Here is a 20,931-nt window from a genome sequence, read left to right on the forward strand (position 1 = left end):
AAAAGGAGGAGACCATGCGGATACGAGGACTTGGAGCAGCCATGTGCATCGCGGTGCTGGCCGCGCGTCCGGCCGGCGCGTGCGAGGCGCCGCCGCCGGCCGTCGTCGACATCGACGCGAACAGTTATTACAGCGACAGCCACCACTCGATCGTCGACCCGGTGCGCAAGGCGCGCAACGAGGCGGCCGTCAAACCCGTCAACGACTACCTCGATGCGGTGGCCCATGCCGCCGTCGCCTGGCAGCGGACGCACCGCGACGCGGATGCCCGCTGCGCGCTGGCCTGGCTCGCCAGCTGGGCCGACCGCAAGGCGATGCTGGGCACGATGACGACGGAGCAGTCGTACTACACGCGCAAGTGGACGCTGGGCGGCCTCGCGCTCGGCTACGCGCGCGTGAAGCCCGCGGCGACGCCGGACGAGCGCCGCCGCATCGAGGCGTGGCTGCTGGCGCTGGCCGATGCGACGATGCGCCACTCGGACGCGCACAAGGGCGTGCGCAACAATCACTATTACTGGGAAGGCCTCGCGGTAACGGCGACGGGCGCCGTGACGGGCGACGCGCGCTGCCTGGCCTGGGGCCGCAAGGTATTCGACGATGCGATGGCGCAGATCCGGCCGGACGGCGTGCTGCCGTATGAACTCGAACGGGCCGGCAGGGCGCTGCACTACCACCTGTACGCGGCCGCGCCGCTCGTGCTGATGGCGTCGATTTTCGATGTGCAGTCGCCGCAGCTGGACAAGCTCATTGCGTTCTCCGTCGGCGGCGTCGCGGATCCGTCGGCCATCGCGACGATGACGGGCGTCGAGCAGGAGTGGTCGGGCGGCGTGCCGGGATGGATCGCCATCTACCTGCGCCACGGCGGCAAGGTCGCCGTGCCCGTCAAGCTGCCGGCCGTGAACTGGGATGCCAGGATGGGCGGCGACCGCAGCCTGGCCAATCCGCTCGAACATGTCGTCACTGGTAGCGGATCGTCCAGCGGATCCTGAGCGGCTTGTCGAACGTGAACGCGCCCGTGCGGCAGGTGGTCAGCGTGGCCATCGGTCCGTACGGCGCGCGGTACGCTTCGCTGCCGGTCACGTCGTCGGCGCTGCAGCTTGCGAGGCCGTCGACGGCGAACGTGCGCACGGCGCCGTCGCGGAAGGCGATCGTGTTGCCGTCCACCGTGGCGCCGCTTGAAAACGACGCGAAGTCGAGGCTCACGCCGGCCACGTCCAGCGGTGCCGCCGGCGTATAGGTGTCGGTGCGCGTGATGACGCCGTGGCGCAAGGTGTATTCCGTCTCGACCGCGATGCGCGTGTCCTTCACGGGCACGTTCTTGCCCAGCTTCGTGAGCGCATCCTGGCGGTACGTGACGCGGTGGCCGCCGTCGATGTCGCTCGTTTGGATGTTTTTCAGGAACGCGGTCGCGATCAATTCGCTGCCGTCGGCGAGACGGAATTTCGGCAGCAATTGCGGATGCGCGGCGCCGCTGTCGGCGATGCCGGAGACGATCCCGTACGAGAACGGCAGCGGATAGTACGGGCTGTTCGCGTGCTGGCTCGGCCCGCCGTTGATCATCGACAGGCTGAATACGTGCGGTCCGTCGCGCCAGATGGCGAGGGCGCGGTCGTATTCGCCGCCCGCGAAGCGCGTGAGGCTGAAGGCCGGACGCGCGCGTTCCAGCCACGCCGCAAGGTCCGCGCGCGGCACGGCGTTCTTCATGCCGGCGCCGTTCCACATCTCGTCCGTGCTGATCAACTGGTGCAGCAGCGAGAAGTTCTCGCCGAGGATGCGGTGCTTGCCGCGGTATGTGTCGGTGCGGCGGCCCTTGCCCCACATGTCGACGGAATGCAGCGCGGGGTCGTACCAGAACGTCATATAGCGCTCGCCGATGCGCGCCGAGTAGGCGTATGCGTACTCCTTTTCTTCCGGCGTGAGGACGCCGAGGTAGGCGGCCGTCGACAGGATCTCCAGCATCGCCGTCTCGCCGTACGGCCCGAGGCTGCGGCCCATCGTGAAGCCGCTGCCGTCCGCATTGGCCGCGTTCAGCGCGACGTCGGCCGATTTGCGAAGCAGGGCTTTCAGTTCGGGCGTCACGGTCAAGCCGGTCTCGATGAAACGCTCGCAGATCTCGGCCGCCAGCAGGATGCTGTAGCGGTCGAAGCGGCCCTGGCCATCCGTCTCGTCGGAAAAGCCGTAGGTGCCGGAGTAATCGGCGTAATGCTTCAGCATCCGGTCGAGCAGGACGTCGCTCGCCTGCGCGTCTTCCCAGCCCATCAACAGGCGCAGGCGCGCGATGCTGAAGGCGACGCCGTAGTAATTGGTCGGCAGGTCGATCAGCTCGTAGGTCGGCACGCGCACGAACGTCCGCCAGTCGAGCTTCTTGCGCAACTGATCGAGCGTGGCAGGGCGCACGGCGCGCTCCAGCAGGCCAGCCTGCTTCAACTTGACCAGCGCGCCGATGTAGTAATAGATGCCCCAGGTATCGTTTTCCATGCCGACGGTGAGGTCGGCGATGGACGCATAGTCGCGCAGCATGCCGGGCAGGCGCGGGTCATCGGCGGGCGTGTGCAGCAGCACGTCCGCCAGGCCCGTCGCGATTTTCCCGGGCAGGAATTTGTCGTGGCTCTGGAACGGCGCGCGGCCGTCGATCGTGATGCCGTCCCGCTCCTTCACGAGCTTCTGGAAAAAATAGTCCAGCTGCGGGTAGGCCTGTTCGACCGTCTGGTGCAGGGGCTGGGTCGCGAGTGCGGGCGCGGCGTGTGACAGGGCGAGAACCGCCATCGTAATGACGGGCAGGACAGGGCGCATGCGTGTCTCCGGTGTTGTTAAACGTTTTCCTAAAAGGATAGGTCAACTCTTCCGGAAAGTAAACGGCGACGCGGGGATCAGGGCCGGCGGGCGACGGTCGACGCGCGCAGGATCAGTTGCGGCGCCACCTTGGTGAGCTTCTCGACGTGCTGGCCGCGGATCACGGCCAGCAGCTTTTCCATCGCGGTCGCGCCCATGCGCTCGCTCTGCAGGTCGACGGTGGTGAGGGCCGGCGTCGTGTATTTGCCGTAGGGGATATTGTCGAAACCGACGACGGAGATGTCCTGCGGGATCGAGATGCCGAGGTTAGACGCTTCCTTCATGAAGCCGAGCGCCATCAGGTCGTTGTAGCAGATCAGCGCATCGGGGCGCTGGCTGCCCAGCACGATGGCGGAGCACAGGCGTTCGCCCTCGGCCAGCGACGGCGCCTCGGCGTCGAAGATCGCGAGTTCGAGGCCGGCCGCGTTCAGCGATTCGCGGATGCCGCCCAGGCGTTCCTCGTCGCGCCGCGACTTGGAAAAGCCCAGGTAGGCGATGCGGCGGTGGCCCAGCATGCGCAGGTGCTGCGCGAGCATGTAGGCCCCGCCGTGGTCGTCGCTGGCCACCGTCGGCAGCGGCAGTTGCGCCAGGCTGCCGAAGAAGACCAGCGGCTTGTCGATTTCGGTCATCCACGTCATCTCGTGCTCGCGCATGCGCGAGAACACGATCATGCCGTCCACGCGCCGGCTCAGTTCTTCCAGGGTGCGCCGTTCGCGGCTGGGCGTTTCCTCGGTGTCGACGAGCAGGACGGAAAAGCCCTGGTCGTGCGCCACGCGGTTCGCGCCCTTCAGGATGCTGGAGAAGTGCGGGTTGGTGATGTCCAGCACGGAGAGGCCGATGGTGTTCGTGCGCCCCGTGATCATCGACTTGGCCAGCGGGTTCGATTTATAGCCCAGGCCCGCGATCGCGGACTCGATCGCCGCCTCGACCTTGGGCGAAAAGCGCTGTGCGCCGTTGATGAATTTCGACACCGTGGCAGTGGACACGTGGGCGGCTGCGGCGACGTCGCGGATGGTCGGGGCGGTCTTTTTCATGGGAGGTTAATCGTTACTCAGCGGCACATCTTAGCATGCGTCCTTACGGGCGGAGCCGAGCTTGGGCAAGAAATCGGCGTGTGGAATCGTTGCCACCTGTACTGGCAAGGTCTCCGGGCGAAAAAGCAGTCCAAAAAATTGACATTGAAAGCGTTTTGGATATACTCGGTTAAACGTTTAACAGAATGCGAGCCTGTCCATGACCCAAGCGACCGAGTCCAAGCCTTTCCACCGTCTTCTCCTGACCGGCGCCGGTGGCGGCCTGGGCACCATGCTGCGCGAGCGGATCAAGCCGTGGGCCGACGTGGTCCGCCTCAGCGACATCAAGGACATCGCGCCCGCGGGGCCGGGCGAGGAAGTCGTGCGCTGCGACCTGGGCGACCGCGCCGCCGTGATGGCGCTGACGGAAGGCGTGGACGCCGTGCTGCACTTCGGCGGCGTCTCCGTCGAGGACACGTTCGAGACGATCATGCATGCCAACATCCTCGGCCTGCACCACCTGTACGAGGCCGTGCACAAGCGCGGCATCAAGCGCGTGATCTACGCGAGCTCCAGCCACGTGGTCGGCTACTACCCGACCACGCAAGTCGTCGACGCCAACGTGCCGCTGCGGCCGGACGGCATCTACGGCGTGTCGAAGTGCTTCGGCGAGGCCTTGTCGCGCTACTACTTCGACCGCTTCGGCATCGAGACCGTGTGCCTGCGCATCGGCTCGTCGTTCGGCGAGCCGCGCAACGCGCGCATGCTGGTCACGTTCCTCGCGTACGACGACCTCGTGGAACTGGTGCGCTGCGCCCTGTTCACGCCGCGCGTGGGCCACACGATCACGTACGGCGTGTCGGACAACCCGGTGCGCTGGTGGGACAACCGCGCGGCCGCCCACCTGGGCTTCGAGCCGCGCCACAGCGCGCGCGCGTTCGCCGACCGCTTCCCGGCCGGCGGCGCGTGGTCGGATGCCGGCGACATCACGGCCGTGTACCAGGGCGGGCCGTTCCTCACGGCGGGGCCGATCTACGAAGACTGAAGCGCGCGCGAACGCGGCATGCCGGGCCGGTGCAGCGATGCCCGGCCCTTTTTGTTTCCAGCAACCGGATCAAACCGCGATTATTGGAAATAGCTTCAATTCGGGGTCAGAGCACGTTTTCAGCAAAATTCGGGGTCAGAGCCCTTTTCGGTGCAAGTTCTTTCAAGCGAGTACGAACGGGTGGTAGAGGAAGGGCCGCCCGCCACATCGTGATGCGGCGGGCGCAAGCCAGTGTTTGGTAGCGCAGTGGACATTGATCCGAAATGTGCTCTGACCCCGAATTTAGGAAAAAATGTGCTCTGACCCCGATTTTGGGAAGTGGTCTCGGATAAAAAAATGCCGCCAGGTTGCCCCGGCGGCATCGAGGGAAACGCGGGCTGGGGCCCGCGGAGGAAACCCGGTATCAGAACTTCAGGTCGAGGCGCACGCTGTAGAAGCGGAACACGTCGCGCGGCGGCACCCAGCTGTTGACCGTGATGGCCGGCGAGGTCGACGTCGGGCCCGTGCGGTACGACGGGCCGCTCGCGTTGGCGTTGCCGATGTAGAAGCGGTCGAACAGGTTGTTGATGCGGAAGGACAGGCGCCACATGTCGTTGTTCTGACGCAGGCCGAATCCGAGGTCCGAGATCGAGTACGCGTTGTTCACCGAGCGCGGGTCGTTGTTGATGTTGGTCTGGTACTCGCTCTGGTAACGCACGTTCGCGTTCACGAACGCCCAGTACGGACGGTCCGCGAAGTGGTAGTCGTAGTTCGTGCCGATGTTGACCTTGTTCTTCGGCGTGCCCGGGAAGATCCCGCCAGTCAGGTTTTGCACGCCCGTCGTCGAACCGGCGCGGATCGGGAAACAGGCGCGGTTCCAGCCGCCCAGCGAACCGCCTTCGCCCAGGCCCGTCGTGCCGATGGCGGGGTTCGTGTTGTCCTGGTAGCAGGGGCCGTTCTTCCAGTCGACGATCTCCGGCCGGGTGTACGCGTACGACAGGTTCATCGACCAGTTCGACGTCAGCAGGAAGTGCGAATCGATTTCGAAGCCGCGCGTGCGGATCTTCGGGATCGAGTTCAGCTGCGTATAGATCGTCGGGTCGTTCGGCAGCACGAACGAGGTGTTCTGCTGGTAGTTCTTGAAGTCCGTCTTGTAGATCGTGGCCGCGAGCGACATGCGGTTGTGGAACAGGTTCGCCTTGGTCCCGAGCTCGTAGCTGCGGCTCGTCTCCGGCGCCACCGGGAACGCGGCCGCCGCCTTCAGGCCGCTCGTCACGTCGTACGCGAGGCCCTTGTAGCCCGTCGCCGTCATCGCATAGACCATCCAGTCGCTGTTGATCTGCTTCTGGATCGACAGCTTGCCCGTCGTCGCCCAGTCGCGGTTGCCGCTGCTGGAGAACTGGTCCTGGCCGACGGGGCCCGGCACGAACGTCGAGCGGTCCAGCTGGTCCGTGTAGAAGTTGCGGATGTAGTTGAAGCCCGACGTTTCCACGTTGCGGCGGATGCCCGCGACCAGCGTGTACGTCGGATAGAAGTCCCACGTGGCCTGGCCGAACACGGCGCGGTTCACGTTGTAGATGTCGGTGTAGTAGTTCGTGGGGCTCGACGGCGAGCTGGCCGTGCAGACGCTCGGCCGCACGCAGAAGCCGCGGATGAAGTGGCGGTCGATTTCGTTCTGCGCCCACCACAGGCCGGCCACGTAGCGCAGCTTGCCCACGTCCGGCGACACGTAGCGGAATTCCTGCGTTTTCGAGCGGATGTCGTAGGTGCCGAACTGCGCGTTGCCGACGCTGAACTTCGTCTCGCCCGGTCGCGCGATGGTCGGCACGTCGACGAAGTCCTGGTCGCGGTAATCGTTTGCCTTGTAATGCTCGTACGACGAGATCGACATCAGCGTGCCGTCGTTCGGCAGGTTGTACGAGAACTTCAGGCCCGTGCCGAACGTGGACGAGTTGATCCCGGTCGGGAAGTCGCGCCGCACGTTGCGGTTGTTCGGATCGTACGGGTTGATGCCGGCCAGCGTGAGCGACGCGGGCAATTGCGGGTTACCGTTCATGTACGCGGTCGCGAGGTCGGCCGGGCTGCCCGCGCGATAAAAGCCGTTCACGGCCGTCACGCCGCGGCTGTTTTCCTGCGCGTTGTAGTGCGGCGTGAAGTCGATCTCCAGGTCCTTGATCGGGCTCCACTGAAACTTCGTCATGATCGTCCTGCCGCCTGAGCCGTTGACCTTCTGGCCGTTCGTCAGGTTCGTGAAGTTACCCGGCATGTCGCTCTTGTTGACGGCGATGCGCATGCCGAAGTCGTCGCGCAGCTTGCCGCCCACCGACGCGCCCGCGCGCCACTCGTGGTCGTTCGTGTAGTACGCGTTGGCGCGGTAGACGATCGGCCCGCTGATCGGCTTCGTCACGATGTTGATGGCGCCGGCCACGGCGGACTTGCCGAACAGCGTGGACTGCGGTCCTTTCAGCACCTCCACGCGGGCCACGTCGGCCAGGTCGCGGAAGGCCTGGAACTGGCTCGCGATCGGGATGTCGTCGATGATGACGGAGACGTCGGATTCCACGCCGATGCCGACGGACACGGTACCGATACCACGCATGAAGATGGCGTTGTTGGCGGCCGTCGTGCCCGACGACAGCGTCAGCGACGGCGTCAGGTTGATGACATCCTCGATCTCGCGCACGTTGTTGCGCTGGATCTCCGCCTCGGACAGCACGGAGATCGACTCCGGCACGTTTTCCAGCCGCTCCACGCGCTTGTTCGCCGTGACCAGGACGGTCTGCAGCTGGTTGGGGTTCGCCGGTGCTTCTTGCGCCTGCGCGGGCACGGTCCAGTGGGCGACGGCCATCGCGACGACGGCCGCCAGGGGTTTGACCGCGATCCGCGCGCCCGGTGTTCTCTGCTTGCTCACAACGTCTCCTTGGTTTTTCTAATGAAAACTGCCAGTCCCGCTGCGCGCCGCCTTCAGGCGCAGCAGCGCCTCCAGAAAGTAGTAGTCCGCGTAGTTCAGCGGCACGTCGATTTCCGATTTCGCCGGCTTGTGGCCGGTCGCATGCTTGAGGAGGAAGCCGCCGTTGTCGCCGGGTTTTGCGAGGTACGCATCGGACGACAGGCTGCGCAGCGTCTGTTCGGCGAAGTCGCGGTAGCGCGCGGCCGTCTCGCGGTCGGAGAACGTCGCCAGTTCCAGCAGGGCGGAAGCGGCGATGGCGGCGGCGGACGCGTCGCGTGGGGTGTCGGGAATGGCCGGGTCGTCGAAGTCCCAGAAGGGCACCTTGTCGGCCGGCAGGCGTGGATGGGTCGTGTAGAAGCGGGCGATCTTGTGCGCCTGCCGGAGGTATTCGTCGCGATGCGTTTCGCGGTACATCATCGTGTAGCCGTACAGGCCCCACGCCTGCCCGCGCGCCCATGCGGAGCCGTCCGCGTAACCTTGCACGGTCACGCGCGCACGCACGGCGCCCGTCTTCGGGTCGTAGTCGACGAGATGGAAGCTGGAGCCGTCGGGGCGGAAGTGGTTCTTCAGTGCGGTGTCGGCATGGGCGATGGCGATCTCGCGGTAGAGCGGTTCGTTCGCGGCCTTCGCGGCCCACATCAGCAGCTCCAGGTTCATCATGTTGTCGATGATGACGGGGAAGGCCCACGTCGTATTGGGCCACAGGTCCCACGACTGGATGCTGCCGACTTTCGGGTTGAAGCGCGTGATGAGCGTCGTCGCGCCGGCCAGGAGGGCGTCGCGGTAGGCGATGCGCGTGGCCGCGTCGTCCACGAGGCGCAGGCCGTTGCCGTAGCCGGCGCCCAGCATGAAGCCGAGATCGTGCTGGGACTTGTCGAACTTCGCGGGCGCCGTCAGCGCCGTGTAGCGCATCGCGGCCGTTTTCCATGTCGCGTCGCCGGTGGCCTCGAACAGGTACCACAGCGAGCCGGGAAAGAAGCCGGCCGTCCAGTCGCCCGGCCCGACCATTTTTACGTCGCCGCGCTCCACGGTGCGGGGGAAGCCCGGCTTGCCCGCGGCCTTGTCCAGCAGGATGCGGTACTGCGCGGCGGCGACCTTGAAGTCCTTGTCGATGACGGCGCCGATCGGTTCCGCGGGGGCTGCGGCCGCCGCGCCGCAGGCCGCCAGCAGGATCCCGCAGATAATCGTTTTCGCCGTCATGGGCCCCGTCTCCTTGTTGGTCTGATTATTGAGCAAATCGTAATCAGAACGGGAAGCGGTGTCAACAAAAATAGGTAAACGCTTAACTTGACGTTTTCAGGGCATGACGACGTGCTGGTGGTGCCAAGAGCGAAAACGTTTTGCCGGACGGGCGACTAGAACGGCGGCGGCGCGTCCGGCGGGAGCGGTGGCACGTCGAGGTCGATCGTCGTACGCGGCAGGTGTGCGAGATCCGCGCCGTCGACGAGCGCCTGCGCCTGGAACGCGGCATGCGCACGCACGCCATGCTTTTGCACGGCCACGAGCATCACGGGCAGGGTGGGGAAGTATGGACGCAGGCGTTCCAGCAGCACGTCGCCGACGCCGGGCGCGACCCACGCGGGCGGCGGGAAGGCCAGCGCCACGCGCACGCCTTTCAGTTCGGCGAGGGCGACCTCGAGTTTCATATCCGGTCGCTTTCCTTGCGCACGACGCGGCCGATGATGAGGCAGGCGTTGCCCTGGCAGAGTTTGCGGTGGTATTTGCGCTGGTCCGGGTTGTCCGACGTCAGCCACCATTTGCCGGCGTCGCGCGTCAGCCGCTTCACGACGGCCTCGCCTTCGTAGTTAAAGGCATACACGGCACCGTCCATGAGCTTCGTGTCGAGCGTGTTGATGATGACGATGTCCCCCGCATACAGCGACGGTTCCATGCTCTCGCCCTTGACGAGGATGGCCATCAGGTGGTCGGGATGGTAGTTGTGCCGTTCGATCCACGTGCGGCGCATGCCGAGCGTGCCGCCGTCGCGGCGTTCGGGTTCCGTCTGGAAGCCCGTGATCCCGGCCGACAGCCGCAGCTTGACCATGCGGATCTGGACGAATTCCGCATCGTCGTTGTCGGCCGGGCGCACCGGCATGCCGTCCTTCAGGCCGTGGAAGGGCGCCTGGCGCGGGTCGCCTTCGCCGGTCATCAGCCAGATGTGCGAGAACCCGAGTTCGCGCTCGATGTTCAGCGCGTAGCGGATGTCCATCGACTTGATTTTCCCGGTCAGCCACTGGTTCACCACGCTCTTCGAGGCGCCCGAGGCTTTGACGAGGCCGGTCTGGCCACGCTCGCCTTCGAGCTGCGGTGTGGTGCGGTAGATGTGGTCGAGGCGGTCGGATAAGAGGTTCATGTTCAGGCCCTGCACTCGTTTGGGTTTAGTGTTCTTGACGTTGATCAGTTTAGAGTTCTATACTGGACTCTACTCGACTCGCCGGGTTTTGTGAAGGGGAGGCGAGCTTTCGATGGGGGAGAACAGCTATGAACAGACCAAGTATCTTCGGCGTGGCCAGCTATGTCGCGGGCGTGGCGTCGATCGGCGCGTCGTTGACGATGGCGGACGTCGGGGCGGCGGTCGGTATCGCGACCGCCGTCCTGACCTGTCTGACCAATACCGTGTACACGTACCGCCGCGATCGGCGCGAGCAACGGGAGTGCGAGGCGCGGCTCGCGCAGCTGGAGCGGCAGACGTGAGAGTCACTTTGATTTAGATCAAAGCGACTTCGGCGTGATCTGTCAGACAGTGGGGCGAGAGGCTTAGGCGCTGAAAGAGCTCAGGCTGACAGAGCTCAGGCTGACAGAGCTCAGGCTGACAGAGCTCAGGCGCAGGGAGGCGGCGTGAACGATATGTCCGATACGAAGGGGACGGCAACCGGGCCGGGCGCGGACGGCGGCGGCCCGACGCTGCGTCCCATGCTGTGGTACTGGCTGTTCGCCATCGTCCTGTTCATGCTGTTCCAGTCGGTGACGGACGTGATCACGTCGTCGCCGCTGGCGTACAGCGAGTTCAAGGAGCTTTTGCATGGCGGCAAGGTCAACGAGGTCACGCTGGCGGAGACGACCGTGTCCGGCACGCTCAAGTCCGGCGGCCTCGACGCCATCCTGCCGAAGAACCGCGCCGAGTCCGTCAAGTGCAATGCGGACGGGCTGTGTCCATTCAACGCCGTCCGCGTGGCCGATCCGGATCTCGTCAAGGACCTCGACGCGGCGCACGTGCGCTACTTCGGCCAGCAGCACAGTGAATGGCTGAGTACGTTGTTGTCGTGGGCGCTGCCGCTGCTCCTGCTGTTCTGGATGTGGGGCGCCATGGCGAAGCGGGGTGGCGTTGCGGCCGGATTGTTTGATGTGGGCAAGAGCCGGGCCCGTGTCTACATGCAGAGCAAGACCGGCGTGAGTTTCAACGACGTGGCCGGCATCGACGAAGCGCGCGACGAGTTGATGGAGATCGTCGACTTCCTCAAGAGCCCGCAGCGTTATCGGCGGCTCGGCGGGCGCATTCCGAAAGGCGTGCTGATCGTCGGGCCGCCCGGCACCGGCAAGACCCTGCTGGCCCGGGCCGTGGCCGGGGAGGCCGGGGTGCCGTTCTTTTCGATCAGCGGCTCGGAATTCGTCGAGATGTTCGTCGGCGTCGGCGCGGCCCGCGTGCGCGACATGTTCGTGCAGGCGCAGAAGGTGGCGCCCTGCATCATCTTCATCGACGAGCTCGATGCACTGGGCCGCGCGCGGGGCGTGGCGGGCGTCGTCGGCGGCTACAACGAGCAGGAACAGACGCTCAACCAGTTGCTCGTCGAGATGGACGGTTTCGACACCAACAAGGGCGTGATCATCCTCGGCGCCACGAACCGTCCCGAGATCCTCGATCCGGCCCTGCTGCGCCCCGGCCGTTTCGACCGCCACGTCGCGCTCGACCGCCCGGACCTGAAGGGCCGCCAGACAATCCTGCAGGTGCATGCCCGCGACGTCAGGCTGGCGCCGGACGTGGACCTGGCCGCCGTGGCCGCGAAGACGCCCGGCCTGGCCGGTGCCGACCTTGCCAACCTGGTCAACGAGGCGGCGCTGCTGGCCGCGCGGCGCGGCAAGGAGCGGGTCGAGCGCGGCGACCTGGAGGAAGCCGTCGACCGCGTCATCGCGGGCATGGAAAAGCGCTCGCGCCTGATCAACCCGATGGAAAAGGAAACGGTGGCCTTCCACGAGGCGGGGCACGCGCTGACGGCGGAATTCCGCGCGCATGCCGACCGTGTGGCGAAGGTGTCGATCATCCCCCGCGGCATCGCCGCGCTCGGCTATACACAGCAGCTGCCGACCGAGGACCGCTACCTGCTGAAGAAGAGCGAGCTGCTGGACCGGATGGACGTGCTGCTCGGCGGACGCGTGGCGGAGGAGCTCGTGTTCGGCGACCTCTCGACGGGGGCGCAGAACGACCTGCAGATGGCGACCGATCTCGCGCGCCACATGGTCGCGCAATACGGCATGAGCGAACGTGTCGGCCTCGCGACGTTCGAGCAGCCTGCCGCCGCCCCGTATGCGCCGGCCCAGCCGTCGAATACGGCATACAGCGAACGTACGGCGCGCCTGATCGATGGGGAGATCGCCCGGCTGCTCGACGAAGCGCATGCGCGCGTGCGCGTCACGCTGCGCGAGCAGCGGGCACTGCTGGATGCGCTGGCCCGCCAGCTGCTCGACCACGAGACCGTCGAGCGCGACGCGCTGCAGGCGCTCGTGCGCGAGCATGCGGCGCGGCCTGTCGCGGTACCATCCGCGGCGCCCGCGGTGGAGCAGGTGGCGCAGGTGGGGGACAGGCAGTCCGGACGGTGATTGGCACGACGTCATGAGCAACATGGTTCCGCTTCCGTCAGGTCGCCACCGCCGCCGGCGTTGCGCGCGCCGCATCCAGCAGCGCGCGCACGGCATCGACGACGCGCCGCGGCTCGATGCCGGCCAGGCAGGCCTGGTGGCCTTCCGGACACGTGCTCTTGTAGCAGAAGCGGCACGGCACATCGTGGAACAGGACGCGGCTGCGCACATTCCACGGCGTGTGCTGCGGGTTGGTCAGGGCGTACAAGTCCACGACGGGCGTGCCCACGGCGGCGGCCATGTGCGCCGGCCCCGTGTTGTTGGTCACGGCGACGGCGGCCAGGCGCAGCGCCGCGCCCAGCTCGCCCAGCGCCAGCCGGCCCGCGAGCGAGATGGCCGGCACGGCGCTGGCGAACTGGATGCCGTCGACGAGCTCGCTTTCCTCCGCGCTGCCCGTGAGCACGAGGGGCAGGTGCAGTTCCTGCGCGAGCAGGCGCAGCACGTGGGCCCAGTGCGCGGCGGGATAGCGGCGCGAGGCCGCGCTGGCGCCCGGATGCAGCAGGATCCACGGCCGGTCCGGGTCGACGCCGGCGGCGGCCAGGCGTGCCCGTGCCGCCGTAACGTCCGCCGGACGGGGAACGAACGACAGGCCAAGGCCGGCGCTTCGGCAGCCGACCCGCTGCACGAGGGCCAGCTGGCGCTGGACTTCATGCCGCACGAGCGTGGCCGGCTCGGGGTCGGGCACCCAGTCGCTCAGCAGGTCGTACGGGTTTTCGCGGCAGTGGGCCAGCCGCAGCGGGATGCCCGCCAGCTGGCACAGCAGGGCTGCCGGCAGCGCGCTCTGCGTGTAGGTCGTGAAGATCACGGCCGCGTCGAAGGCGCGCGCGGCGAGCGTGGCGATCGGCGCCGGCGCGGCGGCCCCAGTGGCGGCAGGTTTGGCGGACTTCGTCCACGGCGCCGACCAGGCGATGGCGTCGTCCAGTTCGGGAACGTAGGGCAGGGCGGCGGCGCCGGACGGGGAGCCCAGCAGGGTCAGCGTGCGGCCCGGCACGGCCTGGCGCAGCGCACGCATGGCCGGGGTGCACATCAGCACGTCTCCGAGCGAATCAAGGCGCACGCACAGGATGCGCCGGGCGCGATGCCACGGGGCCGTCATGGCGCGTCTCCATGGCTGGCGATCAGCACGGCGGCCGTGTACAGGTCCGGGGCCATGCGCGTCGGCACGCGGCGGGGGCCGAGCCGCCATTCCGTCTCGTTGCCGTTGTCGATGAGGATGGTGCGGCAGCCGGCCCGGTTGCCGGCCTCGACGTCGTGCAGGATGTCGCCCACCATCCACGACGACCGCAGGTCGATGCCGTGCTCGTGCGCCGCCTTGAGCAGCAGGCCCGGCAGCGGTTTGCGGCAATGGCATTCGACCGACCAGGGCGCGACCGTGCCTTCCGGATGGTGCGGGCAGACATAAAAGCCGTCGAGCGCCAGGTGTTCGCGCAGCAGCAGGTCGCGTATGCGGGCGCTGACGGTGTCCATCGCGGCCGCGGCGAAGCGCCCGAAGGCGATGCCCGGCTGGTTGGTGACGACGAACAGCCGGTAGCCGAGGCGCACCAGCAGGCGCAGCGCCGGGCCGGCGCCGCGGCACAGCGTGATGCACGCGGGCTCCACGTTGTGGGGCAGGTCGGGTATGAGCGTCCCGTCCTTGTCGAGGAATATGGCTTTCAAAGCGCGGCTTTCATAAGGACACGAGGTCAGGGCCAGGAGGTTTCCTGCATGGGCAGAACGGTCATTTCCGCGATCACGCTTTCGCGCGGCAGCAGCAGCGCGTGACGGATCGCCTGGGCCACGCTGGCGGGATCCTGCAGGCGGGTCGGATCGAGGTCGGGAAAGCGGTCGAGCAGGAACGGCGTGCGCATGCCGCCCGCGACGACGGCCGTGACGCGGATGCCGTGCGGCCGCAGTTCGGCATGCAGCGCATGCGACAGCCCGAGCAGTCCCCATTTGCTGGCGTGGTAGGCGCTCGCGTTCGGCCAGGCCCGCTTGGCCGCCGTGGAGGCCACGTTGACGATGTCGCCGCTGCCCTGGCTGCGCATGTGCGCGGCCGCGTGCTTGGCCAGCAGGAACGGCCCGTTCAGATTCGTGTTGATGACGCGCAGCCAGTCCTGCTCGGACAGGTCGGACAGGGGCAAGGTCACGTCCGTGCCGGCATTGTTGACGAGGATGTCGATGCGGCCCATCGTCGCGACGCAGCGTTCGATGGCGGCGCGCGCGGCGCCCGGGTCGCCGACGTCGAGGGGCAGCGCGCTGGCGCGTACGCCGTGGCCGAGCAGGGCCGGCATGGCCATCTGCAGCGCGTCGGCGCGGATGTCGGCGGCCACGAGGTCGCATCCTTCCGCCGCCAGCACGGCAGCCAGCGCGGCGCCGAGCCCGCTGGCGGCGCCCGTGACGAGTGCGACCCTGCCGTGCAGGGGACGTTGCCAGCGGACTGGATCCGGGGCCGGGTCGGGCAGTGCATCCACGGACGGTTGCGCCGTGGTGGACGGGGAGGCGTTGAGGTCGGCCATGCTTACTCCTGGGGTTGGGTCACGGCGATGGGGGCGCGCGCTTCGGCGAGAACGGCGGCATAGATGGCCGCGACCTGCCCGGCGACGGTGCGCCACGTGTAATGGCGGTAGGCGCGGCGCAGTCCGGCTTCGCCCATCGCGCGCGTCAGCACGGGATCGCGCTGCAGGCGGGCGAGGTGCGCGGCCAGCGCCTGCGGGTCGCGCGCCGGCACGAGGAAGCCGGTGATGCCGTCGACGACGGTGCTCTTGATGCCGCCCACGTCGGCGCCGACGACGGGACGGGCACAGGCCATCGCCTCGACGGGCGTGATGCCGAACGGTTCGTACCACGGCGTCGTGGCGAACACGTCCGCCGCGCCGTACCAGACCCGCAGCGCCGCGCGCGGCTGCTGGCCCGCGAACCTTACGTGGCCGGCGATGCCCAGTGTGCCGGCGAGGGCGCGCAGCCGGGCCAGTTCCGCGCCGTCGCGCCCGCCCGGCTGCGCGTCGCCGCCGACCACGAGCAGTCCGGCGTCGATGCCGTACGCCGCGCGCAGCAGCGCGACGGCTTCGATCACCGTGTCCACGCCCTTGCGCGGCACCATGCGGCCCAGCTGGAGCACGGTGAAGCGGTCGGGGGCCAGCGCCAGCGCGGCACGGGCCTCGTCGCGCGGCATGGGCCACAGCTCGGCGGGATCGAAGCCGCACGGCGCGATCGCGATGCGTTCGCCGCTGGCGCCGTACAGGCGCTCCATGTCCTGCCGGTCCTGCTGGCATTCCGCGATGATGCGGTCGGCGTGCCGCATCAGGCCGCTTTCGATACGGGTGCGCGCCGCCGGAAACGCGTCCGCCGTGCCCTGCGCGAGGCGGCGTACGCGGCCGAGCGCGTGGAAGGTGATCACGAACGGCAGGCCCAGCGCCTGCTTGAGGTGGCGCGCGACCATGCCGGACATGAAGAAGTTCGCGTGCACGATGTCGTACGGGACCGGCTGGTGGCGGACGAAGCGGGCGGTGAAGCGGGAAAACGACGGGATGTGCGGCAGCATCTGCTCCTTGGGGACGTAATGGGGCGGTCCCGCCGGCACGTTGACGACGCGCAGGTTCTCGCGCCAGCGCACGAGCTGCTTCTGTTTCGCGTCGTCGCGGCGGGTGAAGACGTCGACGAGGTGGCCGGCCAGCGCCAGCTCGCGCGCGAGGTGCGCGACGTAGACGTTCTGGCCGCCGCAATCGATACTGCCCGGTGCCGCGAGCGGCGATGCGTGGTCGCTGATGAGAGCGATGCGGCGCCGGCCGGCAGGGTGGGCCGGACGGGGCGTGGCGGCTGCGGCGCGCGGCCGGTCGTCGAGTTTCATGGCGGCGGTCAGCTGGTCACGGCGCGCAGCGCGGCATCCCAGTCGGCGCTGAAGCGGGCGATGGCGAAGCGTTCGCGCGCCCGCACCTGCGCCGCCTCGCCGAGGCTGCGGGCCAGGCCGGCGTCGCCGAGCAGTGCGCGCATGGCGATGGCGAGCTGGCGTGTGTCGGTCACGGCGAAGCCGGAGACGCCGTGCTCGATCACGGTCGCCATTTCGGCCGTCGCCAGCGCGACGACGGGCATGCCGATCATCATGGCTTCGATCACGGACAGGCTGAGGCTGGAATAGCGGACGGGCGAGAACAGGAACCGGTACGCGGCAGCGAAGGCGGGCAGTTGCGGATGGTCGACCTCGCCCAGGCCGCCCAGGTCCGTCGCGCCCATGCCGACGAGGTCGAGGGGCAGGGTCGTGCGCAGGCGGGCGAACAGGTCCGCGCCCATGCGCCGGCCGCGCCGCGCCAGGTGGTTCGTGATCACGAGGCCCCGTTCGACGTCGCCGCGCCAGCGCACGCCGTCGGGCACGGCGACGCCATGCTCGATGACGCGCGTCGGCGTGCGGCCGCTGTCCCACATCAGGTCGTTGAACGGCGTGACGTGCACGAGCAGCACGGCGGGATCGTCGACCGGGTGGCGCACGTCGGTCGGCCATTGCGCCCGGCGGGCGTCAGCGGCGATGTCGTCCGGGGGCAGCGAGGGCGGATCGTGCTCCAGGTAGATGCGGGGCAGCGCGCGCTGGGCCGGCGTGAGGAGTTCGTACTGGTTGCGTTCCCAGTGATGGTCTTCCTGGAACAGGATGCAGTCGAAGGCCTGCGTGCGCGCCTGGTCGGCGGGCAGGTCGCGGACGTTCGGGCCGAACGGGAAGGGGCCGCAGCGGCCGCCGTAGCCGGGCGGACGGCCCGGTTTCACCAGCACGTGGAAGTCGTGCGGCGCATGGGACAGGTAGTACAGGTAGCTGCCATGCGTGTGCCACGTCAGGACGTTCAGGCGGCGCATGACGCCTCCATGGCCCGAATGGCGGCGGCACTGGCTGCGGCACTAAGCTCGTGTGCAATCCCGTTCTGGTTTGGCATGCTTCGCTCGCGGTCTGAATGTGACAGGTTCGACCGCGAGCGAAATGGCTGGGTTCCGGGACTAGCCCGGCGCTTGAATCTGGATCAAGAACAGGGGAGGACGCTTCAGGGCTTACGCTTGAAGCCGGTATCGTCGTCCATGTTGTCGTCGCCGTGCAGCTTGTTCGCGAAGCCGGGGCTGCGCGGGTAGCCGCCGGCGGCATCGTTCGACTTGTGCACCGCCGGCCCGCCTGCCGAGGCGGTGGAACCGGTCTGCGAGCCCTGGCGGTCCGTGCTGTCCGCGCCCGTATTGCCGGGCGAGCGCGGCAGGCCGCCGGCCACGTCGTTCGACTGGTGCACGCCGCCCACGTCCGAGTTCTGGTTCGACATCGAGCGCGAGCCGGCCACGTCCAGCTGCGTGTTGCCGCGCTGGGCTTCATGGCCGCCGGCCGCGCCCGGTCCCGGCATGCCGCCGCCCTGCGTGGCGCCCGATGCCGACTGGCGGTTGCCCATCGAGCCGCGCGGCGGCTGCGACGGCAGTTCGCTGCGCGGGCCGTGCATGCCGCCGCCCTGCGTGTGCGTGGAGGCCTGCAGGTTGCCGCGCGAGTCGGACAGTGAGCCGCCTTGCAGATCGGGCTGGGCCGCACTCTGGGAGGGCAGGTTGCCCCGCACGACGTCGCGGTGCATGTCGCGCTGCTGGTTCAGATCGACCCCCGAGTCTTTCGGGCGGTGTCCGACAGCCTGCTCCAATAAACCGTAGGCACCGGACTTCTGTTCCATCTGGCGCTGGTGGCTGTCCGTGATGCCCTGCACGGCACCGGAGCCGCCGTTGATCTGGTTGTCCATCGAGCCGCCGGGAATGCCGGCATCCTCGCCGTACTCGCGGCCGCCCACGCCACCCTGGCCGCCCATGATGTCGCGCTGCTGGTTGCCCTGCTGCTGTACGCCGGTGCCTTGCGGATAAGTGTGGTCGAGCGGCTGGCCGCGGTCGGCGCTGGCGCCCTCGGACCCGGGCGTCCATTTTTCGTTGGCGCCGTTGTTCGTCTGGTTGTTCGCTTCGCTGCGTTGGTTCGCGTCCATGGTCGTCTCCTTTCGATCTGGAATTGAGATGATGCGCGTCCCGGAGCGACTTCAGTATAGGAAGACGTTGCGGTTATATGTAGGACGATTACCGACGAGTTATTTACGACTGGAAGTAGTGTTTCGAGAGTGAATTTTCTGTGTCACATTGTCCTACAAAGTCATCTGAAATGCTCCTATAGTCTCATCTGGACGGCATGCCTAAGATGTTTTCCGACCGAGCGCTCATCCGATGGCATCGGCAGGCCTGCCGCGGGACGCGGCGGTTTCAACTGCAACGAGGAGAGAACATCATGGCATCCAGCAATCAAGGCAACAAACAAAGCGGCGGCACCAAGAACCGCGGTTTCGCATCGATGGATCCGGAGCGTCAGCGCCAGATCGCCAGCGAGGGTGGCAAGGCTGCCCACCAGAAGGGCACCGCCCACGAGTTCACCTCGGAAGAGGCACGTCGCGCAGGCAGCATGAGCCATGGCAACCGCCAGTCGGCTTCGGGCTCGTCGTCGCGCAGCTCGTCCAAGGGCAACAAGCAGTAGTGTTGCGCAGGCGGGACGGTGGCGGCGCCGTCCCGTTGCCACGGATTCCACACGGGGAGCGCAGGCTCCCCGTTTTGCATTTCTTTAACACAATTCTCAAATGGGATGCGGTAGAATCCTCGGGCTTTCAACCACTTAGCCCATAGGAATTCGTCGTGAAATCAGCGGTCATCCGTCAAGTCAAGAGCATGTCCATGTCGTGCGACCGGGTCGGCAACCTGTTGTTGACCAAGTTTTCCGCACACGGCGCGAGCGACGTCGCCGTCTTCGTGCCGGCATCGGTCGTGTTCTGGCTCCTCAAGCACCTGCCGGTGAACCAGGACCCGAACCTGCAGCCGCCGCCGGCCGGCCCGCAGATCACCCAGTGGGACTGGGATCATCCGAACATTCCGCGTGCGTTCACCGTCCAGTGCAAGGTCTTGCCGGGCAAGATCAGCATGACGTACAACCTCGACCGCAAACCGGACCTCACCGTCGTCCTCGACCGCAGCAACGTCGAGCTGATGCGCCAGATCATGCTGGCCTACAGCAAGGACCTGATCGACCTCGACGCGTAAGTCGAAGCGCCCGGCCGTCAGTGATGGCCGGCGGGCGTGGGCTCGGCTATCATGCGGTCTTTGACCGTTATTCGAGGACCCCGCCCATGCCCATCAAGATCAGCCAGCTGTTCGATTCCGGTGCGATCGATGTCGTCCAGGCCACCGACCCGCGCCAGATCGACCTCAAGCTGCGCAAGGATTCTTCAGCCGACATCCACCAGTGGTTCCACTTCCGCCTGCAGGGCGCGCGCGGCCAGGCCTGCACGATCCGCTTCCTGAACGCGGGCCAGGCGACGTATCCGAAGGGCTTCGAGGGCTACCAGGTGGCGGCCAGCTACGACACCGAGAACTGGTTCCGGGTGCCGACGTCCTTCGACGGCCAGGTCATGACCGTCAACCACACCCCCGAGCTGGACAGCATTTATTACGCCTATTTCGAGCCCTACACCTGGGAGCGCCACCTGCGCCTGCTCGGTGAAGTGGCGGAAAACCCGATCGCGCGCGTGCACGACATCGGCACGACCGTCGACGGCCGCGACATGAACCTCGTCGTGGTCGGCAATCCGCAGGCCGAGAAGAAGATCTGGGTGATCGCGCGCCAGCATCCGGGCGAGACGATGGCCGAGTGGTTCGTCGAGGGCATGATGGATGCGCTGCTCGACAATTCGAACCCGATCTCGCGCAAGCTGCTGCAGCGCGCCGTGTTCTACATCGTGCCGAACATGAATCCGGACGGTTCCGTCCGCGGTAACCTGCGCACGAATGCGGCCGGCGCCAACCTGAACCGCGAGTGGATGACGCCGTCGCCCGAGCGCAGCCCGGAAGTGCTGTGCGTGAAGAACAAGATCCACGAGACGGGCGTCGACATGTTCTTCGACATCCACGGCGACGAGGCGCTGCCGTACAACTTCGTGGCCGGCAGCGAGATGCTGGAAGATTTCACGCCGGAGCGCCTGGCCGCCCAGAACGCGTTCATCGAGCGCTACATGGCCGCCAGCCCCGACTTCCAGAATGTCTACGGCTATGCCGCGAGCAAGTACAACGAAGAACTGCTGACCCTGGCCTCGAAGTACATCGGCCACACGTTCAAATGCCTGTCGCTGACCCTGGAGATGCCGTTCAAGGACAACGCCAACCTGCCGGACCCGTACGTCGGCTGGAACGGCGCGCGCAGCGCCGCGCTGGGTGCCGCGATGCTGCAGCCGATCCTGCAATCGCTGGACGACTGA

19 protein-coding genes are annotated in these 20,931 nt (G+C 67.2%); 7 read left to right on the top strand and 12 right to left on the bottom strand.

Annotation, left to right across the window (positions count from 1 at the left end; genetic code table 11):
• The first annotated feature begins 41 nt into the window (after positions 1-41).
• Positions 42-989, top strand: coding sequence for an alginate lyase family protein (locus ACEN9H_RS06105; protein WP_413674113.1), 948 nt, complete (start codon positions 42-44; stop codon positions 987-989).
• On the opposite strand, the gene ACEN9H_RS06110 is transcribed toward ACEN9H_RS06105, so the two are convergent.
• Positions 958-2,793, bottom strand: a complete 1,836-nt coding sequence (locus ACEN9H_RS06110; RefSeq protein ID WP_413674114.1) for a hypothetical protein — start codon at positions 2,791-2,793, stop codon at positions 958-960. The two genes, ACEN9H_RS06105 and ACEN9H_RS06110, sit on opposite strands and share 32 nt — an antisense overlap.
• Positions 2,794-2,870: 77 nt before the next feature.
• Positions 2,871-3,866, bottom strand: coding sequence for a LacI family DNA-binding transcriptional regulator (locus ACEN9H_RS06115; RefSeq protein WP_056136814.1), 996 nt, complete (start codon positions 3,864-3,866; stop codon positions 2,871-2,873).
• Positions 3,867-4,065: 199 nt separating this feature from the next.
• On the opposite strand from ACEN9H_RS06115, the gene ACEN9H_RS06120 reads away from it, so the two are divergent.
• Positions 4,066-4,890, top strand: coding sequence for an NAD-dependent epimerase/dehydratase family protein (locus ACEN9H_RS06120; RefSeq protein WP_371770794.1), 825 nt, complete (start codon positions 4,066-4,068; stop codon positions 4,888-4,890).
• A gap of 403 nt (positions 4,891-5,293) precedes the next feature.
• Here the strand turns inward: ACEN9H_RS06120 and ACEN9H_RS06125 are convergent, their stop codons facing one another.
• The 4 genes from ACEN9H_RS06125 to ACEN9H_RS06140 form a co-directional block, all read right to left on the bottom strand.
• Positions 5,294-7,780 carry a TonB-dependent receptor gene (locus ACEN9H_RS06125; RefSeq protein WP_413674115.1) on the bottom strand — a complete coding sequence of 829 codons (2,487 nt, stop codon included), beginning with the start codon at positions 7,778-7,780 and terminating at the stop codon, positions 5,294-5,296.
• A gap of 18 nt (positions 7,781-7,798) precedes the next feature.
• The gene (locus ACEN9H_RS06130) at positions 7,799-9,019 is read right to left on the bottom strand and encodes a glycoside hydrolase family 88 protein (RefSeq protein ID WP_413674116.1); all 1,221 of its coding nucleotides are present in this window, start codon (positions 9,017-9,019) and stop codon (positions 7,799-7,801) included.
• A gap of 155 nt (positions 9,020-9,174) precedes the next feature.
• Positions 9,175-9,465: a hypothetical protein gene (locus ACEN9H_RS06135; protein WP_056136822.1), complete on the bottom strand. Its 291-nt coding sequence runs from the start codon at positions 9,463-9,465 to the stop codon at positions 9,175-9,177.
• A complete protein-coding gene (locus tag ACEN9H_RS06140; RefSeq protein ID WP_056136824.1) occupies positions 9,462-10,172 on the bottom strand; it encodes a S24 family peptidase in 711 nt (236 codons plus the stop codon). Before ACEN9H_RS06140 ends, ACEN9H_RS06135 begins: the two co-directional genes overlap by 4 nt.
• A 128-nt stretch (positions 10,173-10,300) precedes the next feature.
• On the opposite strand from ACEN9H_RS06140, the gene ACEN9H_RS06145 reads away from it, so the two are divergent.
• A complete protein-coding gene (locus ACEN9H_RS06145; RefSeq protein ID WP_156403740.1) occupies positions 10,301-10,513 on the top strand; it encodes a holin in 213 nt (70 codons plus the stop codon).
• Between the two features lie 219 nt (positions 10,514-10,732).
• A complete protein-coding gene (gene ftsH, locus ACEN9H_RS06150; protein WP_413675558.1) occupies positions 10,733-12,634 on the top strand; it encodes an ATP-dependent zinc metalloprotease FtsH in 1,902 nt (633 codons plus the stop codon).
• A gap of 37 nt (positions 12,635-12,671) precedes the next feature.
• On the opposite strand, the gene ACEN9H_RS06155 is transcribed toward ftsH, so the two are convergent.
• The 6 genes from ACEN9H_RS06155 to ACEN9H_RS06180 form a co-directional block, all read right to left on the bottom strand.
• A complete protein-coding gene (locus tag ACEN9H_RS06155; protein WP_413674117.1) occupies positions 12,672-13,769 on the bottom strand; it encodes a glycosyltransferase family 9 protein in 1,098 nt (365 codons plus the stop codon).
• Entirely contained in the window at positions 13,766-14,329 is a 564-nt protein-coding gene (locus ACEN9H_RS06160) for a D-glycero-alpha-D-manno-heptose-1,7-bisphosphate 7-phosphatase (protein WP_056136829.1), read from the bottom strand. The genes ACEN9H_RS06155 and ACEN9H_RS06160 overlap by 4 nt, the downstream gene beginning before the upstream one ends.
• Positions 14,330-14,355: 26 nt before the next feature.
• Positions 14,356-15,168 carry an SDR family oxidoreductase gene (locus ACEN9H_RS06165; protein WP_413674118.1) on the bottom strand — a complete coding sequence of 271 codons (813 nt, stop codon included), beginning with the start codon at positions 15,166-15,168 and terminating at the stop codon, positions 14,356-14,358.
• Between the two features lie 2 nt (positions 15,169-15,170).
• Positions 15,171-16,499 (bottom strand): glycosyltransferase, encoded by a 1,329-nt coding sequence (locus tag ACEN9H_RS06170; protein ID WP_413674119.1) that lies wholly within the window; start codon positions 16,497-16,499, stop codon positions 15,171-15,173.
• An 8-nt stretch (positions 16,500-16,507) separates the two neighbouring features.
• Positions 16,508-17,491 (bottom strand): glycosyltransferase family 4 protein, encoded by a 984-nt coding sequence (locus ACEN9H_RS06175; protein WP_413674120.1) that lies wholly within the window; start codon positions 17,489-17,491, stop codon positions 16,508-16,510.
• 182 nt (positions 17,492-17,673) lie between these two features.
• The gene (locus ACEN9H_RS06180; protein ID WP_413674121.1) at positions 17,674-18,627 is read right to left on the bottom strand and encodes a hypothetical protein; all 954 of its coding nucleotides are present in this window, start codon (positions 18,625-18,627) and stop codon (positions 17,674-17,676) included.
• 293 nt (positions 18,628-18,920) lie between these two features.
• Here ACEN9H_RS06180 and ACEN9H_RS06185 point away from each other — a divergent pair, with 293 nt between their 5' ends.
• From ACEN9H_RS06185 to ACEN9H_RS06195, 3 genes are all read left to right on the top strand, one after another.
• Positions 18,921-19,163, top strand: coding sequence for a KGG domain-containing protein (locus tag ACEN9H_RS06185; RefSeq protein WP_052170513.1), 243 nt, complete (start codon positions 18,921-18,923; stop codon positions 19,161-19,163).
• Between the two features lie 155 nt (positions 19,164-19,318).
• Positions 19,319-19,720, top strand: coding sequence for a hypothetical protein (locus ACEN9H_RS06190; RefSeq protein WP_229412077.1), 402 nt, complete (start codon positions 19,319-19,321; stop codon positions 19,718-19,720).
• Between the two features lie 86 nt (positions 19,721-19,806).
• Positions 19,807-20,931: a M14-type cytosolic carboxypeptidase gene (locus ACEN9H_RS06195; protein ID WP_056136837.1), complete on the top strand. Its 1,125-nt coding sequence runs from the start codon at positions 19,807-19,809 to the stop codon at positions 20,929-20,931.

The sequence above is a fragment of the Massilia cellulosiltytica genome (assembly GCF_047325105.1).
Lineage (GTDB): Bacteria > Pseudomonadota > Gammaproteobacteria > Burkholderiales > Burkholderiaceae_D > Telluria > Telluria orientalis.

Excerpts from the sequence above, each read along its gene's own strand:
- ACEN9H_RS06155 (WP_413674117.1), bottom strand. The coding sequence starts at position 13,769 with ATGACGGCCCCGTGGCATCGCGCCCGGCGCATCCTGTGCGTGCGCCTT.
- ACEN9H_RS06120 (WP_371770794.1), top strand. The coding sequence starts at position 4,066 with ATGACCCAAGCGACCGAGTCCAAGCCTTTCCACCGTCTTCTCCTGACC.
- ACEN9H_RS06185 (WP_052170513.1), top strand. The coding sequence starts at position 18,921 with ATGGCATCCAGCAATCAAGGCAACAAACAAAGCGGCGGCACCAAGAAC.
- ACEN9H_RS06175 (WP_413674120.1), bottom strand. The coding sequence starts at position 17,491 with ATGCGCCGCCTGAACGTCCTGACGTGGCACACGCATGGCAGCTACCTG.
- ACEN9H_RS06140 (WP_056136824.1), bottom strand. The coding sequence starts at position 10,172 with ATGAACCTCTTATCCGACCGCCTCGACCACATCTACCGCACCACACCG.
- ACEN9H_RS06180 (WP_413674121.1), bottom strand. The coding sequence starts at position 18,627 with ATGGACGCGAACCAACGCAGCGAAGCGAACAACCAGACGAACAACGGC.
- ACEN9H_RS06110 (WP_413674114.1), bottom strand. The coding sequence starts at position 2,793 with ATGCGCCCTGTCCTGCCCGTCATTACGATGGCGGTTCTCGCCCTGTCA.
- ACEN9H_RS06165 (WP_413674118.1), bottom strand. The coding sequence starts at position 15,168 with ATGGCCGACCTCAACGCCTCCCCGTCCACCACGGCGCAACCGTCCGTG.
- ACEN9H_RS06135 (WP_056136822.1), bottom strand. The coding sequence starts at position 9,465 with ATGAAACTCGAGGTCGCCCTCGCCGAACTGAAAGGCGTGCGCGTGGCG.
- ACEN9H_RS06145 (WP_156403740.1), top strand. The coding sequence starts at position 10,301 with ATGAACAGACCAAGTATCTTCGGCGTGGCCAGCTATGTCGCGGGCGTG.
- ftsH (WP_413675558.1), top strand. The coding sequence starts at position 10,733 with ATGCTGTGGTACTGGCTGTTCGCCATCGTCCTGTTCATGCTGTTCCAG.
- ACEN9H_RS06115 (WP_056136814.1), bottom strand. The coding sequence starts at position 3,866 with ATGAAAAAGACCGCCCCGACCATCCGCGACGTCGCCGCAGCCGCCCAC.
- ACEN9H_RS06130 (WP_413674116.1), bottom strand. The coding sequence starts at position 9,019 with ATGACGGCGAAAACGATTATCTGCGGGATCCTGCTGGCGGCCTGCGGC.
- ACEN9H_RS06105 (WP_413674113.1), top strand. The coding sequence starts at position 42 with ATGTGCATCGCGGTGCTGGCCGCGCGTCCGGCCGGCGCGTGCGAGGCG.
- ACEN9H_RS06195 (WP_056136837.1), top strand. The coding sequence starts at position 19,807 with ATGCCCATCAAGATCAGCCAGCTGTTCGATTCCGGTGCGATCGATGTC.
- ACEN9H_RS06170 (WP_413674119.1), bottom strand. The coding sequence starts at position 16,499 with ATGAAACTCGACGACCGGCCGCGCGCCGCAGCCGCCACGCCCCGTCCG.